12 protein-coding genes are annotated in these 16,438 nt (G+C 52.1%); 6 read left to right on the forward strand and 6 right to left on the reverse strand.

Features of this window, described 5'->3' with window-relative positions:
- From ACQKLP_RS02845 to fcl, 6 genes are all read left to right on the forward strand, one after another.
- On the forward strand, positions 1-675 hold the full coding sequence (locus ACQKLP_RS02845) for a sugar transferase (protein ID WP_427319866.1): 675 nt from the start codon (positions 1-3) through the stop codon (positions 673-675).
- Between the two features lie 69 nt (positions 676-744).
- On the forward strand, positions 745-2,331 hold the full coding sequence (locus ACQKLP_RS02850) for a hypothetical protein (protein WP_427319868.1): 1,587 nt from the start codon (positions 745-747) through the stop codon (positions 2,329-2,331).
- Between the two features lie 651 nt (positions 2,332-2,982).
- On the forward strand, positions 2,983-4,881 hold the full coding sequence (locus ACQKLP_RS02855; protein ID WP_427319870.1) for an ABC-F family ATP-binding cassette domain-containing protein: 1,899 nt from the start codon (positions 2,983-2,985) through the stop codon (positions 4,879-4,881).
- Positions 4,882-4,947: 66 nt separating this feature from the next.
- On the forward strand, positions 4,948-6,081 hold the full coding sequence (locus ACQKLP_RS02860) for an acyltransferase family protein (RefSeq protein WP_427319872.1): 1,134 nt from the start codon (positions 4,948-4,950) through the stop codon (positions 6,079-6,081).
- Positions 6,082-6,190: 109 nt separating this feature from the next.
- Positions 6,191-7,303, forward strand: a complete 1,113-nt coding sequence (gene gmd, locus ACQKLP_RS02865) for a GDP-mannose 4,6-dehydratase (RefSeq protein ID WP_427319874.1) — start codon at positions 6,191-6,193, stop codon at positions 7,301-7,303.
- A 3-nt stretch (positions 7,304-7,306) separates the two neighbouring features.
- A complete protein-coding gene (fcl, locus tag ACQKLP_RS02870) occupies positions 7,307-8,236 on the forward strand; it encodes a GDP-L-fucose synthase (RefSeq protein ID WP_427319876.1) in 930 nt (309 codons plus the stop codon).
- A 77-nt stretch (positions 8,237-8,313) separates the two neighbouring features.
- On the opposite strand, the gene ACQKLP_RS02875 is transcribed toward fcl, so the two are convergent.
- From ACQKLP_RS02875 to ACQKLP_RS02900, 6 genes are all read right to left on the reverse strand, one after another.
- Positions 8,314-9,723: an RtcB family protein gene (locus ACQKLP_RS02875; RefSeq protein WP_427319878.1), complete on the reverse strand. Its 1,410-nt coding sequence runs from the start codon at positions 9,721-9,723 to the stop codon at positions 8,314-8,316.
- Positions 9,724-9,815: 92 nt separating this feature from the next.
- Positions 9,816-10,559 carry a hypothetical protein gene (locus ACQKLP_RS02880; RefSeq protein WP_427319880.1) on the reverse strand — a complete coding sequence of 248 codons (744 nt, stop codon included), beginning with the start codon at positions 10,557-10,559 and terminating at the stop codon, positions 9,816-9,818.
- A 166-nt stretch (positions 10,560-10,725) separates the two neighbouring features.
- Complete coding sequence (locus tag ACQKLP_RS02885; RefSeq protein WP_427319882.1) at positions 10,726-11,292, reverse strand: DinB family protein; 567 nt, start codon at positions 11,290-11,292, stop codon at positions 10,726-10,728.
- Between the two features lie 526 nt (positions 11,293-11,818).
- Entirely contained in the window at positions 11,819-14,038 is a 2,220-nt protein-coding gene (locus ACQKLP_RS02890) for a hypothetical protein (protein ID WP_427319884.1), read from the reverse strand.
- Between the two features lie 7 nt (positions 14,039-14,045).
- Positions 14,046-15,953 carry a transglutaminase-like domain-containing protein gene (locus ACQKLP_RS02895; protein ID WP_427319886.1) on the reverse strand — a complete coding sequence of 636 codons (1,908 nt, stop codon included), beginning with the start codon at positions 15,951-15,953 and terminating at the stop codon, positions 14,046-14,048.
- 126 nt (positions 15,954-16,079) lie between these two features.
- On the reverse strand, positions 16,080-16,406 hold the full coding sequence (locus ACQKLP_RS02900; RefSeq protein WP_427319888.1) for a hypothetical protein: 327 nt from the start codon (positions 16,404-16,406) through the stop codon (positions 16,080-16,082).
- Positions 16,407-16,438 lie beyond the last annotated feature (32 nt).

The following is a 16,438-nucleotide window of genomic DNA, read 5'->3' on the forward strand; positions in this document are numbered from 1 at the left end:
ATGTATAATTTTTTAAAGCGAATCATCGACTTTTTTCTCGCGCTGCTGGCGTTTATTATTTTATTGCCCGTTTTGCTTCCTGTTACCATTATTCTTCTATTTACCGGAGAAAGAGAAGTTTTCTATTTCCAAAAAAGGATAGGCTATAAAAACCGCTACTTCTTCATCTGGAAGTTTGCAACAATGTTGAAGAACAGTCCCAATATCGGTACAGGCTCGATCACACTTCGAAACGACCCGAGGGTATTACCAATAGGCGGCTTTTTGAGGAAGACAAAAATTAACGAATTGCCGCAAATAATCAATGTCTTGAAAGGTGATATGAGTATAGTTGGTCCTCGCCCTCTGGTAGACAGAACTTTCAATGCTTATCCTGTAGAAATCAGAGACAAGGTCTACAACAGTAAGCCAGGCATCACAGGCATTGGTTCCATCGTCTTTCGGGATGAAGAAAAATTGATCTCCAACGCGAAAATGCCCCCGCATGAGTATTATGAAAAGATGATCGCACCATATAAAGGCGAACTGGAAATGTGGTACAATCGTCGTAAGGGTGTTATTACTGACTTCCTGATCATGTTTATGACAGGTTGGGTGATTTTACGTCCCGAATCACAAATTGTGTATACAGTGTTCAAAGATCTTCCCAAGCGCCCTTCCGAATACGATCAATAATTTTACCGCCATGCCCGCAAACACTTTACGGGCATGGTTTTTGCCCACCGGAACCCAAATTAATCCCATATGAAAAATTTGCCGCTTTTCTTTACACTGTTGTTGACGGCAATTTCAGCCGGTGCTCAGGAAAAAACTCCTGTCATCGCTCCATTTAACCATTTGAATATCCGGCAATTATACATAGATACAATTAATCATCATACGGCCCTGAAAAGTATTTTACACGTAGATTCAACGTATGATTTTGCTAGCGAAGACAGTATAAAACGCACATGGATCCATCGGAAGCTCTTTAAAGAGCACCTTTTTGAATTCCGTGAAAAAGATTTCAACGTTTTTATAGACTTTCTTCCGGATTTCCAAATTGGTAAAAGTAGCCGTAATAAAAACCTCTGGTTAAATACACGTGGCGTCAAAGTACAGGCGAATATCGGCACCAAATTCTATTTTGAATCTTCATTTTATGAAAATCAAGGCCTTTTTCCTGCATATATTGACACCTTTGTTCGATATCATCGTGTTATTCCTGGCCAGGGTATGATTAAAAACAACGATGTAGTTGGCAAAAGGTATGATTTCGCCTACGTGAATTCGTTTCTTTCTTATACACCAAGCAAATACGTAAATTTTACCTTGGGTTATGGCACGAACTTCTTCGGGGATGGATACCGCTCCTTGATTCTGTCTGATATCGGATTTAGTTATCCCTACTTCCGCATTACCGGCAAACTTGGACAATTCCAATATACCTCAATGTGGACACAATTCATGGATACTCATGAAAGGACCTTTAGCCAAGCATATCAGGGGATCGGGTATCCTAAAAAATGGGGCGTATTTCATTTTCTTGATTGGAATGCATCAAAAAAACTTACAATAGGCCTCTTTGATGCCATTATATGGGGAGATATCGACACTTCCGGAAGGAAGCGAGGCTTCGATTGGAGTTATCTAAACCCGATAATTTTCCTCAGGCCCTCTGAGTATTCTGTAGGCTCCTCAGATAATTCGATTCTTGGCGCGAATATCAAGTACAAATTATTACCTAAAACGACAGTATACGGACAATTTGTACTCGACGAATTCAAATTGAAAGAATTTGTAGGAGGCAATGGCTGGTGGGCTAATAAATGGGCTGCTCAAGCCGGTTTTCGATCGTTTGACCTGTTTAAAGTTCGCCAACTTGATCTACAGGCAGAATACAATATCGTTCGCCCATATACTTACAGCTTTAGAAACAATCTGGCGAATTACGCTCACTATGGACAATCACTCGCTCATCCCTTAGGCGCAAATTTTCAAGAAATATTAGGAATCGCCTCTTATACCTTCAAACGTTGGTATTTCCGTGGACAGCTGAACTACAGTCAACAAGGTATTGATCAAAATGCAACTGAAAACTGGGGGGGGGATATTTTCAAGTCATATGACACCCACATGCAAGACTACAGCAATAAAATCGGCCAGGGGTTAAAAAACAATTTGCTTTATACACAAGGCACGATAGCATTTATCCTCAACCCGAAATATCATCTGCGCATTGAGGCTTCCGTGGCCGCCCGTCAACAAAAAAATATACTATACTCGAGAAATGAATACATCTTTTCTTTCGGCCTCCGCAGCACCTTCCGTCAATTCTATTACGATTTTTAAAAATTGGAATTAAAAAATATATGAAAGCCCCTCCGCACGGAGGGGCTTTCTTTTTGTTTCAAAAAATAACACGAAAATGGTGTTATAACATTGTCCCGATATTTCCTATCTTAGGAACAGTACTTTAATCTAATTGTCATGACTAGCCTGTTCCTGAATTTTCTCTCCGGAGGGATCGTGTTCGTAGGCCTCTTCTCCTTCGCATGGATCATGAAGAAGGTGGAAAAAGCCCGGTAATCCCTACCTAACCTAAACATCATTTTCTGTAGCAAAATCGATTTAAAGCCTCCCTCTCCAGGGGAGGCTTTTCCTTTCCCTTCACCCCCCCAACAAAAAAATCCCGCCCATACAGGCAGGATTTCTTATTCTCCTTCAACCAGGGGAGACAAACAAAAGATACCACAAAAAAATGGAAAAAGGCCGTGTCTGGGGCAAGCGATGGATGAGCCTGCTTCTGCCGGAGCTCCCCTGTTATATCATTTTCACCCGAAGCAATTACGGGATGCCATTGTATGAGTTGATTCTTATAGTATTGCTGGAAGGCTGTAATAAGGTTCCCATCGAAAAAAATCCCATCTGTTATTCCCTTTATGAATATACGAAAAAAATATTGAAAAAACCAATTTTCTGAAAAGGGTTTAACTTCGCACCATGCATTACGTAACGGTGGAGGGCCTCTCCAAATCATTCGGCGAGAAGCCCCTTTTTGAAAACATCTCCTTCCATATCGAAGAAGGCGATAAAATCGCCCTCGTAGCCCTCAACGGCACGGGAAAATCGACCCTCCTCAAGATCCTCACCGGCACCGAACACGGCGACGAAGGCAAAGTATGGATCCATAAAGACGTTACGGTTGTTATGCTCGAACAATCGAGCCGGCACAAACCCGGAGAAACCGTCCTCGAAAACATCTTCGACCACGACCATCCCATCCTCAACGCCATCAAGGACTACGAAGCCCTCACCGATGAAGACGGCCCCGAGCCCGACGCGCTCGCCCTCTCCGCCGCCATCGAGAAAATGGACGCCCTCAACGCCTGGCATTTCGACGCCAAAGTCAAACAAATCCTCGGCAAACTCAATATCCACCACCTCGACCAACCGGTCGACAAACTCTCCGGCGGCCAGCAGAAACGCGTGGCCCTCGCAAAAGTCCTCATCGATATCGGCTTCGAACATAAACACACCCTCCTCATCCTCGACGAGCCCACCAACCACCTCGACGTTTCCATGATCGAATGGCTGGAACATTACCTCGACCAGGAAAACGTTACCCTCCTCCTCGTTACCCACGACCGTTACTTCCTCGACTCCGTCTGCAACGAGATCATGGAAATCGACAACAGCGAGCTCTATATCTATAAAGGGAATTACGAAAACTACCTGGAGAAAAAGGCCGCCCGCGAGGAATCCGACCGGTCCAGCACCGAAAAAGCCCGCAACCTTTACCGCAAAGAGCTGGAATGGATGCGCAAACAACCCAAAGCCCGCACCACCAAATCCAAATCCCGGCAAGACGCCTTCTACGACGTAAAGGAAAAAGCCGCCAAACGACTCGAACAACAACAACTCGAACTCAACGTCAAAATGACCCGGCTCGGGGGTAAGATATTGGAACTCAAGAAGGTATATAAAGCCTACGGCGATCTCCAGATCCTCCGCGGCTTCGATTACACCTTCAAAAAAGGCGAAAGGGTCGGCGTAGTCGGCAAAAACGGCGTCGGCAAATCCACCTTCCTCCACATGCTCCTCGGCTCCGAACAGCCCGATTCCGGCAAAATCAACGTGGGAGACACCGTGGTTTTCGGAAATTACTCCCAGCAAGGGCTCGTGATCAAGGAAGACATGCGCGTCATCGAATTCGTGAAAAATATCGCCGAAAACTTCCCCCTCGCAGACGGAACAAAGGTTTCAGCCGCACAATTCCTCCAACTTTTCCTCTTCCCCCCCGAAAAACAATACACCTACGTATCCAAACTCAGCGGCGGGGAAAAAAGAAGGCTCCACCTCCTTTCCATCCTCTTCCGCAACCCCAACTTCCTCGTGCTCGACGAGCCCACCAACGACCTCGACCTGCCCACGCTGAGCATCCTGGAGGATTTCCTCCTCAATTACCAGGGCTGCATCATCATCGTGAGCCACGACCGCTATTTCATGGACAAATTGGTAGATCACCTCTTCGTTTTCGAGGGAGACGGCGTAGTGAGGGACTTCCCCGGCAACTACACCCAGTACCGCGAATGGGAAAAAGACCAGGAAAAAATCAAGGCCGCTCCCGCCAAGCCCGCTGAAGTCGCCGCCCCGGCGCCCGTTCAACCCGTGGAACAGAAGGGAAAAAAAATGTCTTTCAAGGAGAAAAGGGAACTGGAGCTCCTCGAAAAAGAAATCGCCGCGCTGGAACAGGAGAAAAAATCGATCGACGATCAGATGGCCACCGGGTCGCTGTCGTACGACCAGCTCCAGCAGGCCGCCAAACGCGTGGGAGAAGTCATGGAGCTGCTGGACGAAAAAGGGATGCGATGGCTGGAGCTCAGCGAAATGGCGGGCTGACGGTAACGTTAACGGACTAGCATTTTTCGGGATTTTGGTTTAGATTTAACGGATAAACCCGTGCCAATGAACCAAAATCAACGCTTTCTATCCTTAGATGTATTTCGCGGATTGACGGTTGCCTGTATGATCCTCGTGAACACACCGGGCAGCTGGCAGTACGTGTATGCGCCGCTCAACCACGCCAAATGGAACGGCTGTACGCCTACCGACCTGGTGTTCCCGTTCTTCCTTTTTGCCGTGGGCAACGCCATGAGCTTTGCCATGAAGAAATTCAACACCCTGAACAATGCGCAGGTGCTGGGCAAGATCTTCAAGCGGACGGCCCTCATTTTCTTCATCGGCCTGTTCCTGAACATGTATCCGTTCGGGCGCTACGACGCGGAAGGGCATTTCAATTTCCTGGACTTCAATAACCTCCGCATTCTCGGCGTGCTGCAACGCATCGCGCTGTGCTATTGCATCGGGGCATTGCTCATTCACTACCTGAAACCAAAGGGCGCCGCCATCGCCACCGTCCTCATTCTGCTGGGCTATTGGGCCGTGATGTATTTCTTCGGCGCACCCGGAGACCCTTACAGCATGACCGGCCACGCAGGCCAGGCCATCGACCTCGCCATCCTCGGCGAATCGCACATGTACCATGGCGAAGGCGTGGCTTTCGAGCCGGAAGGGCTCCTCAGCACCCTGCCCGCCGTCGGGAACGTGGTGTTCGGCTTCCTGGTAGGTGCGTATGTTCAGAAGAACCGTCATGCCCGCGGCATGCTCCTCAAACTGGTGATCGCCGGATCGGCCCTCATCGCCATCGCGCTGCTGTGGAGCTCCGTTTTCCCCATCAACAAGAAGATCTGGACCAGCTCCTATGTGCTTTACACCGTAGGCCTGGCCACCCTCGTGCTTTCCGTCCTCATTTACCTCATCGAAATGAAAGGCTGGCAGGGCAAAGGGACCTACTTCTTCGAAGTGTTCGGGAAAAACCCGCTGTTCATTTACGTACTGTCTGGCATGCTGGTAGACACTTACACCTATTTCCGGCTCGGCCCTGATCATGAAGGGCTTTACAGCTGGATGTACCATCACATTTTCCAGCCGGCCCTGGGCGATTACCCGGGCTCCCTAGCCTTCGCGCTGTTCCATGTGCTGCTGCTATGGCTCGTAGGATGGTGGATGGATAGAAAGAAAATTTATATACGTGTGTAACGACCGATAGTTGCGGACCGCCCGGCAGATTTGTCCGGGCGGTTTCATTTTTCCCCCGCCGATCCCCGGGATAATGCTATTTTTGCCGGGATAAAATCCGCCCAAACAGATGAAAAAAGCTTTAATTACAGGGATCACCGGGCAGGACGGCGCCTATTTGACGGAACTGCTCCTGAAGAAAGGGTACGAAGTGCATGGCATCAAGCGCCGCACCTCGCTGTTCAATACAGACCGGATCGATCACCTGTACCAGGATCCTCATGAACCTAACGTCCACCTGAAACTGCATTACGGCGACCTTACGGACTCCACCAATATCATCCGCATCATCCAGGAAGTACAGCCAGACGAAATTTACAACCTCGGCGCCATGAGCCACGTGCAGGTAAGTTTCGAAACGCCGGAATACACCGCCGACGTGGATGGCGTAGGCACTCTGCGCATCCTGGAAGCCGTTCGCCTGCTGGGTTTGACGGAAAAAACCCGCATTTACCAGGCTTCTACGTCTGAATTGTACGGCCTGGTGCAGGAAATCCCCCAATCCGAAAAAACCCCGTTCTATCCCCGGTCTCCCTACGCCGTCGCTAAAATGTACGCGTACTGGATCACCGTCAACTACCGCGAAGCCTACAACATGTACGCCTGCAACGGTATCCTCTTCAACCACGAATCTCCCCTCCGCGGCGAAACCTTCGTGACCCGCAAAATCACCCGCGGCGTCGCCAAGATCGGCCTCGGCATGCAGGATAAACTCTTTATGGGCAACCTCGACGCCAAGCGCGACTGGGGCCATGCCAAAGATTACGTGAAAGCGATGTGGCTCATCCTCCAACAGGATAAACCCGAAGATTACGTGATCGCCACCGGCGAAACCAATACCGTGCGCGATTTCATCCGTCTCAGCTTCGCCGAGATCGGCGTGGAACTGGAATTCACCGGCGCCGGCGCGGAAGAAAAAGGCATCGTCAAATCCGCCACCCATCCCGATTTCCCCCTCAAACCCGGAACGGAAGTGGTAGCCGTGGACCCGCGGTATTTCCGCCCCACGGAAGTGGACCTCCTCATCGGAGACCCCACCAAATCCAAAACCCAACTGGGCTGGAAGCCGGAACACGACCTGTATAGCCTCGTGAAAGACATGATGCAGGCCGATATCGAACTTTTCCGCCGCGAAAAGCTCCTGAAAGACGCAGGGTACAAAGTCCTGAACCAATTCGAATAACGCATGCAACCGAACGACAAAATATACATCGCAGGGCACCGTGGCATGGTGGGCTCCGCCATCACGCGGAGGCTCCAGAAAGCAGGTTTCCACAACTTCGTGACCCGCACTTCTGACACCCTCGACCTGCGCGACCAGGCCGCCGTAGCGGCTTTCTTCCAGGAAGAAAAACCCGATTACGTGTTCCTCGCCGCCGCCAAAGTGGGCGGCATCGTGGCCAACAACACCTATCGCGCGGAATTCCTGTACGATAACCTCATGATCCAGAACAACGTGATCCATCATGCCCATCTCAACGGCGTGAAAAAACTCATGTTCCTCGGATCGTCCTGCATCTATCCCAAACTGGCGCCGCAGCCACTGAAGGAAGAATACCTCCTCACCGGCACCCTGGAACCGACCAACGAGCCGTATGCCATCGCCAAGATCGCCGGCATCAAACTCTGCGACGCTTACCGCAGCCAGTACGGTTCCCAGTTCATTTCCGTTATGCCGACCAACCTCTACGGCCCCAACGATAATTACGATCTGCAGAACTCGCACGTGCTGCCCGCACTCCTCCGCAAATTCCACGACGCCAAAGCCAACGCCCAAAGCGAAGTCGTGATCTGGGGAACGGGCTCGCCCCTCCGCGAATTCCTCCATGCAGACGATATGGCCGATGCCTGTTTCTTCCTCATGCAGGGCTACAACGAGCCCGGCCCGATCAATATCGGTGTGGGGGAAGACCTCAGTATCGCCGACCTGGCCCGCATGGTACAAAAGATCGTCGGCTATGAAGGGAAACTCGTTTTCGACACCACCAAGCCCGATGGCACGCCCCGCAAACTGATGGACGTTTCCCGCCTCCACAGCCTCGGCTGGAAAGCGCAAATCCCGCTGGAACAGGGGATCAGGCAGGTGTATGAAGAAAAATTCCTGCAAAAGGCTTGACAGGACAGCCTTTGCTGAAAATACGACGGGGGAAACAGCGTACTGTCTCCCCCGTTTTTTTTCCGGTGGACGGATGTTCAATCTTCTCCCGGTCCGCCGTCCGCCATGCGGACGATCTTCGGAAGGAAAGAACCTACCACGTCTACCAGCGGTTTCTGTGCGGCCATCACGGCGCGGATGTCTTTGTAGGCACCCGGCGCTTCGTCAAGCCCGCCGCCAACGAGCGTCACACCTTTATCGCGCAGCAGGCGGCTCATTTCGTGCATCGTGAAGGTTTGCGTGGCTTTGGAACGGCTCATCTGCCGCCCCGCGCCGTGCGAAGCCGAATCCAGCGAAGCTTCGAAGCCGCGTCCCCGGACGATGAATCCCGGTTCGGTCATGGAGCCGGGGATGACGCCGAGCGCGCCTTTACCCGCCGGTGTGGCGCCTTTCCGGTGAACGATAAGGTCTTCCCCACCATGGTTTTCTTTCCAGGCGAAGTTGTGGTGATTTTCCACCCTTGCCAGCAAAGTAGCGCCCATGGCCTTGATCAGCCGGCGGTGGATGTGATGGTGGTTCGCGGAAGCATAATCTCCGGCGAGGTTCATCGCCATCCAGTATTCCCGTCCGTTATCGGAATCCATATCCAGCCAGGCGAGGTGCTGCACTTCCCGCGGAAGCTGGCAAACCTCACGTGCCACTTTGGTGTAATGCCCGGCGATCTGGGCGCCCAGGCCACGGGAACCGGAGTGCGACAGTAAACCCAGGTAAGTTCCCGGTTCCAGGCCCCATTCGTTGGCGGGGTCGGTGATGGTTACTTCGCCCCATTCCACGAAGTGGTTGCCGGAGCCGGAAGTGCTCAGCTGTGCAGCGGCTTTATCGTGCAGGTGCTTCAGCAGTCCGATTTCTTCGAACGCCGGATTTTCCAGCACGGGGTCGTCTTCCCGCTTTCTCCACGGTGTTCCGGCGCCGAAAGCCGTTTGGGCGATCAGTTCCCGCTTGTACTGCGATGCGTTTTTCTCGAGGTCCGCAACCGGAATATCGAGGATGGACAGGCACATCCGGCAGCCGATGTCTACGCCGACGGCGTAAGGGATCACGGCATTGCGGACACCGAGCACGCCGCCGATGGGCAGGCCGTAGCCGTGGTGCGCATCCGGCATCAACGCGCCGGCGGCGGTAACCGGCAGGCGCATGGCGTAATTCATTTGCCGGAGAGCCGAATCGTCGATAAATTCTTCACCGAAAATCCGGTAAGGAAGCGCTTCTTCCAGCAGCGGGATTTCCGTGGGCTCTTCCACGATGAGCTTTTCGGCGATTTTACCGAGATGCTCGTCTGCCGCGAAAGCGGCGGGGTCTTGCAGCACCTGCGAAAGCAGGGCCAGCGCGGCGTCTTGCGAGTGATGCTTGTAATGCTTCTCCATGACACCGATCGCGACGCTGATCACCGGGGATTCTGGGTAACCGATGGCCCGGAGGTCTTTGCCGCGAAGTTTGAGTTTTGACATATAGATGAATTAAAACGTCTGTCTGCTGACAGACAAGTTAACGATACCGCAGCATCTTTTATGCCACGGTACCGTGGTAGGGATAAGATTTGTTAAAATAATAGTTCCTTTTCCAGCTCCATGAGCCATTGCCGGGTTGTAGTCCGGGAGCGGTAAGGCCGGGGCCACTTTCGTGATCCCCAAATTCTCACCTTTCGCCCTTTCAGGTTCTCCATCCGGCCGTAAATTTTTGGATCGGCCTGTATCTGATCGATTTCCTGTAGGCGTTGTTCCACGGCTGTGTTTTCCACCCGCTGTTCCGTAATGAAATTGGGGCGGATTTTCAGCCGGAAGCGCCAGGGCTCTTTGAACTTCCAGACTTCCTGGTCCCATCTGTGCCGGGGGTTGGAGGGAATACCGAGGTAAAAAAGACTGGCTTCCTTTTCCGTGAAAGCCAGCTTGAGGAACCGTTGGGTATCCGGTTCCAGCAAGTATTGCGGTATGGGTATTTTCTTCTTACCGTTCTTTCTTACTTTTTTAAGGAAAAAACGATCGGGCTGAATGAGCGTGGTGTTGATCTTGTCCAGGATTCCCTGGTAAAATGCGGCACCGGCCGAGCGGGCCACATCTTCACGGAGCACGAAACTGCGTTTAAAACCGCGTTGAATGGGTGGATCGAGCGGCACATAAACGACTTCATGGTATTTGATGTACCATAGTTTCGTTCTTTCATTTTCCAGCTTAATCAGTCGTTTTTCCCGGTCGGCCCGCACGGCGCGCTTTCGGGAGCGCGGGCACCGTATGCGGAAGGAGCGCAAGGAGCAGCTTTCCTCCGCCGTCGTCGTATAGTCCATCATACCTGATGTTATAGTTTGTGGATAGGATCGCTACGCGGTCCGGTTTGAGGTTTTGGTATGTGGATGTGTGATTCTTTTTCATCGTTGGCATTTTTAAATGTTAAAAAAAGCTCCCGCAAAAGCGGGAGCCGGGGTTGACTCTTTTCTTTTGCTTTGTATAAATCGTTCAGATCATTACCGCGCTTTCTTCGAACTGGTCGCGCAGTTCGTGTAACTGGGCGATGTGGCGTTCGATATGTTTGGTGAGGAAGAAGATATATTGATAGATATCCAGTTTCCCCAGGTTATTGACGGTCATCATCGTTTTGACGAGTTTTCCTTCCCCGTTTTTGAGCAGGCTGAGATTATACATGCACTGCGCAAATTGTTGTTTGAGGAGGATGCGGATCTCATCGAGGTCCCTGGTGCCGGAGGGTTCCAGGTGAGCGGGGTTTACCCATCCGAAGGATTTGCTGCTCACGACCTCGATCTGCCGGAATTTTTCTTCATAATCCGATCCCGGCATGATGTGCAGCCCTTCCACCTTGCGTTCCAGCGCGCGGCGGGTGCTTTTATTGATGGTCAGGAGCAGAAAATAGTTGGTAAGGCATATATGTTCAATCACTTCCCGCGCATTCCAGCTGTCGCGTTCCGGTTTAAAATGCAGTAATACTGAATCTTCCTGGAACCATTGGTCCAATTCCCGGAAATTGTTGATCAGGGCCTCTCTTACAAATTGTACAACGTTTCTCATTGGGTCTCGTTTTGGGGCAAATCACTTTTTCTCTAAAAAGCACTTACCATGTTATATTATATGTTCGTTTCCGTTGCTGGGGCTTAAAATATAAAGCCCGGTCGGCTATGGGCGGCGGACCGGGCTATGAATAACGTTCGTAATCATTACGTTCACATCAATACATAACGGTCCCGCCAGGAGGGTACCATGAAAGGCACTTCCCGTACGCCATTGCCCGGCGTCGCACTTGCGCGATTGTTTTGTTCAGTTGTATGTCCATCAGCACTAAAAAAAAGGTCCCGCATTTTCTGCGGGACCCTTCTGTTATATCTTTCGGATAACTTCTTGCTTCGTTACCTGCTATAACCTGCCCGCATATGGCCACCCGCCTGCTTCTGCATGCGTTTTGCGACCTTCATCTTAAATGTACAATTGCGTGACATTGTTATTTAGCGTTTGTTTACGTCAACAAAGATAGAAAATTATTTTTTTTCTTTCGCAATATTTTTTATTAAAAAATTGTTTCCACTGGATTTTCTTTTTGTTATCCCGCTTTTCTGAAGAGTATCTTCTGGTCTTTGAAGGCTTCCGCCGCATCGATCATTTCCAGCAGCTGCGGCCATTTTGCGGCGGCGGCGTGGGCCATTTTATATGTTTTCGTGATCTGCAGGCGGAGCTTTCCATCTTTTTGTTCCGCTTTCACGATGAAGCTGCCGCATTCGTTATCCACCTGCCTGGGAAGTTTTTCTATCCCCTCGGCCACATACCCTTCCGGGACGTCGAATTCGATATCATATGCGAACGACCGGGCGAAAGACATATAGATATCCGCGGTGCGCTTGCGCTGGGAGGGCTTCACGGCAACCTGTCCGCCGATGAGCCGGCCGGCGTCCAGGATGTAGTCGGCGCCGGCTTTTTTGACCAGGCCATCCAGCGAAAAGCGGGTATTGTACACCAGGTCGGGGTTCTCGGTGCGAAGGCCCATCGCTTTGATCCCGAAGGTATCGAGCGTGGGGATGGCGTCTTCGAACTGCTGCTGCACTTCTTCCCGGAAATAATCCTTCACCGCGCGGCGGGCCCTGTCGAAGGCGTTCAGGTATTCGTCATGCAGAGCACGGGTATTCCGGCTCTTTTTGAAATCGTCCATGAACGACGTTTCTATCCCCAGGAGCTTCCTTTCCTCCGCGTAATAATCTTCGAACAGCAAAAGCTGCTGCTGGGTGCGCTTCCTGAAATGGCCGGTAACCGTCGTTTCGCGGTCGATCTCCAGCTGCTGGAGGTTGTCTTTCGCAAAGCCGATCTTCATGAGGTTGGTCTGCCGGTTCTGGCCTGCGGAGCTTTCGGGGATGTCCCACTGCCCGTCTATATGCGTACTGTTTCGCGGCAGCAGCGCCCCTTTCTGCCCTTCGAAATCGGCCGGGATGTGGTCTGTGGTCGCGAAAAGGCCGTCCACGCTCATAAAGACGGGCTTGTCGCCCGTGGTGCGGAGCATCATGCGGAAATCGTCCGAATCGAATACGTCCGCCAATGCCGGGCCGTCTTTCACCGTCGTGAAGACGAATTCTGCGGGCACATCGTATTTATCGAGCACATAATTCACATAGAGCAGGAAATTCGCTTCGCGCAGCGCGTTGAAATTGCGGCGGCGGTCCACCACGATGGGATCGTTGGGCCAGATGTGGTAAACGACCACAAACCGTACTACGTGGTAAATGAATTCCGCCAGCTGGGCTTGTGAGGCGTTGGGGTTTTCCTTTTTGAAACGTTTCACCCGGTCGTTCACTTCATCGTACGAGGGCAGGGTGGTCACGGCTTTCATGTTACGGAGCGGCGCGATGTTCATGACGGCTTCGTCACGGATTTTGGTGGCATTGGGGTTGGCGTAGATCATCCCTTCTTTCCTGCGGCCGGCTTTTTCGTTACGGGCGCCGGGCCGGAGGTGTACGCGCACCATGGGCAATTGCCGGAAAGGGTTCATCCAGAGGTTGACGGGTTGGGGCGGGATGTTGCGCACGAGCATGTCCAGGTGAATGAGATGATCGTCGTACCGCTCCTTGAAATTGGGGGCGCCGTTCATCGACCGGTATTCCATCGAAAACCATTCATTGAACGCGCCGATGTGGATCGCATATTCCAAAACCGGCTCTTCCTCGCCGAACACGAAAAGCTCGCGCGAGAAGTTGTTGGCGCCGATCACAAAAGATTCTTCCCGGAAATAGTAATCCACGAGGTCGCCCACCTGCAGGCCGGGAATGGCGAGCTTGCGGGATTTGTAGCGGTTGCGCACCAGGTCGGTCACCACGGCTTCATCTCCGTAGATTTCCTTCGTGGAGCCGTCTTTCTTATAAATCCGGACACCGAGGTACACGACTTTCGTGATTTTATCGAACGGCTCCAGCTGGTAGCTGTCGTCGTAGTTTTCGTATTGTTTGAACTCGAAGTCGGAGTACCGTTCGAGGGCTGCTTTATCATTGATCGCCACGAGGTTGCGCTCCGTGCGATGGAGTTTCACGGCTTTCTGCGGCGTCATGAGGTCTACGTACCGGGCCAGGATCACGGCGGATTCCTTCGCATATTCCGGAGGCACGGTCCGGTTGCGGAAGCCGGCCTGTTTGATGTTCCAGACTTCCTCTTTCACTTCCTCCTGCCGTTTTTTATATTTTTTTTCCGCCTGCACGTCCCAGGGCTCGGGCTTCCGCTCCTGGGCTACCATGCCGGTGATGAACAGCAACAGGCAGATAATGATGGCAATGGTGGTCCTCATCGGTGAATTATTTTTTGGTAAGGGAGATTTGTTCGAGATAGGATTGGCGTAGTTTTTTGATGCCGGCGTTCCAGGCTGCGAAGTCTTTGCGTTGCAGGCGTGTATTGCGGATGATGATTTCTTTCCGGTAAATGACTTGTCCGTTTTGCTGTTCGTATGTGGCTTTGAATGCGTAGTTGGGCTGGTTTACATCGAGCGCGGGCGGGAGGGATTTCACCTTGTAGCCATCGGGCAGGGCCAGCACCGTTTCCTGCACCAGTTGCCGTTTGTAGGGCAACCAGTAGTCGTGGCGGCGGGCGGTATCGATGGCGGCGTCGTCCATTTCCTTGCGGAAGTCCATTTCCACGAAGAGCTCGTTCCCGAAGGCGCTCACGGCATCGTGATGCGTGATGTCGTAATCGATGACGAGGTCGGTATTCCAGTTGTGGAGGTCGGACGTTCGCATATTGGCGATGCGGTATTGGTTGTTCTGTTTGGACAGGTATTCCTGCAGGGCTTCGTCAAGTTTCGTTCTGCGGATTTGATGGATGCTGGACAGGATGTTTTCCGTGCATTCTCCGGTAAGCCGGTGAGAAGCGGAGCCGGTGAGTTTCGTCCCCTCGATGCGGAGGGTCCTTTTTTCGGTCTGGCGGTTCTGTTCGAAGGTGCGCTCTGGAATACGGGCCAGCTCGAATTTGTCGCCGTTGCCGATGAGCACCTGCCGGCCCTGGATGCGCTCGGCGTATTGGTCGAAGCCGATGTAGGTTTCGGTGGCGTCGAGGAACCAGGTTTTGCCGTCCAGCAAAACGGCGCAGATCATATGGTTATCCACGGCGAGGGTGGGCAGGGAATAGTCGTAGGCGATGTGGCGCGTCCCGATCCAGCAGAGCCTTGCGTCGAAACCGAGGGACGCGAGCATTTCGCGGGTGAGGTTGGCCATGCCTTTGCAGTCGCCGTACTTTTTGGCCAGTACATCCTGTGCGGTGGCGGGTTTGAAGCCGGCGATACCGTTTTCGAAAGCGATGTACCGGATATTTTCCTGCATCCAGGTGTAGATGGCTTTGATTTTATCGAGGCCGGTGGATTTATCTTTCACGATGGCGGCTGCAGTGGATCTGACGGCATCGCGGTCGTTATCGACAGCGGCCACGAGGCTGTGGTACCATGCGTAGAGGTTTTGCAGGTTGCCGAAGTAAGTGGCGGAGCCTGCGGGGGAATCTGCGCTGTGGCTGAAGATCAGCAGATGCGGATAGAGGTAACTGGGGCCCGGGGCTCCGGGCTCGGTTTTGCCGGGCTGGATTTGCGCGGCGGTGTAGGTGAAAACGTCGGCGTCGAGTTTTTTATCGTAGGATTTGACGAGTTGGATGCCGTGGCCTTCGAAGTTCATTTCTTTTATTTCCGTTTTCATCCAGCGGGGGATGACGATGGTGACTTCCTTGGATTCGACGAGATATTCTTCCTGGAAATATATGGCGTTGAAATACCGGGGATCGATGGTGGTTTTTTCGATTTCGGTGCGGCTTTCCGTTCCTTTCTTTTTGAAGGGGAGCATGAAACCGCAGATCCTGGCGTCTGCGTAGAAAATATCTTCGATGGCGTGGTAGCGGTGTTCGGGTTTTACTTTGAGGCGGTCGCCGTCTACCCAGGCTTTTACTTCTTCCACGCGGCTGTAATCGTTGTAGAAGGTGACGATGGGGATGGCTTCCCGGAATTCGTTGCAGCGGAATATGGTGCCGGAAGTTTCCTTTACCCAGACGGGGTTCGATTTATCGCCGCGGGTGAATTCATAGCGTTCCTTCTTTTCCCGGATCACGAAGTTGGTGTTCTCTTCCGCCGTGGCCGATGGCCTGGATGGGTGGGTGCGGGCATGCGCGGGAGGGGGCATCCAACAGCACAATAAAGCACTGAGGCACAGGGATGTAAGTGCGGTTCGCATGTTATTTTACAGGTATGAGGGGATTAAAGATAGTAAAAATATCTATATATTAAGCCCTCATCCGCACTCCCCAGCGGGTTATTTCTTTATGTATAGCGCATAATTCCGTATTGATGAATCTTGCCCTTAATCGCCCCCACCGCCATCTCCTCCACCGTCGCCACCGCTATCTCCGCCACTATCGCCCCAATCGCCGCTGGCGCCTCCACCACCACCATCGCCGCCGCCATAACCGCCGAAGGACCCGGGATCGGAATTGCTATCGCTCGTGCCGGAATCGGAATAGCTCCAGGGGGAGGACGACGTGTAATCGCTGTTGCTATTGCCTTTCAGCCGTTTCCGGAACAGGAAGATGAGGAGTATCGCCAGACCGAAAGCCGCGAGTGGCCAGAAAAACAGGAGCGTTTCCAAAGAAACGAGCAGTACCGCGGGATAAATTTGCAAGCTGAACATCGGTATGTTAATTTAAAGTGCGTTTCGGACGG

The organism is Chitinophaga sp. NPDC101104, from assembly GCF_050277495.1.
Lineage (GTDB): Bacteria > Bacteroidota > Bacteroidia > Chitinophagales > Chitinophagaceae > Chitinophaga.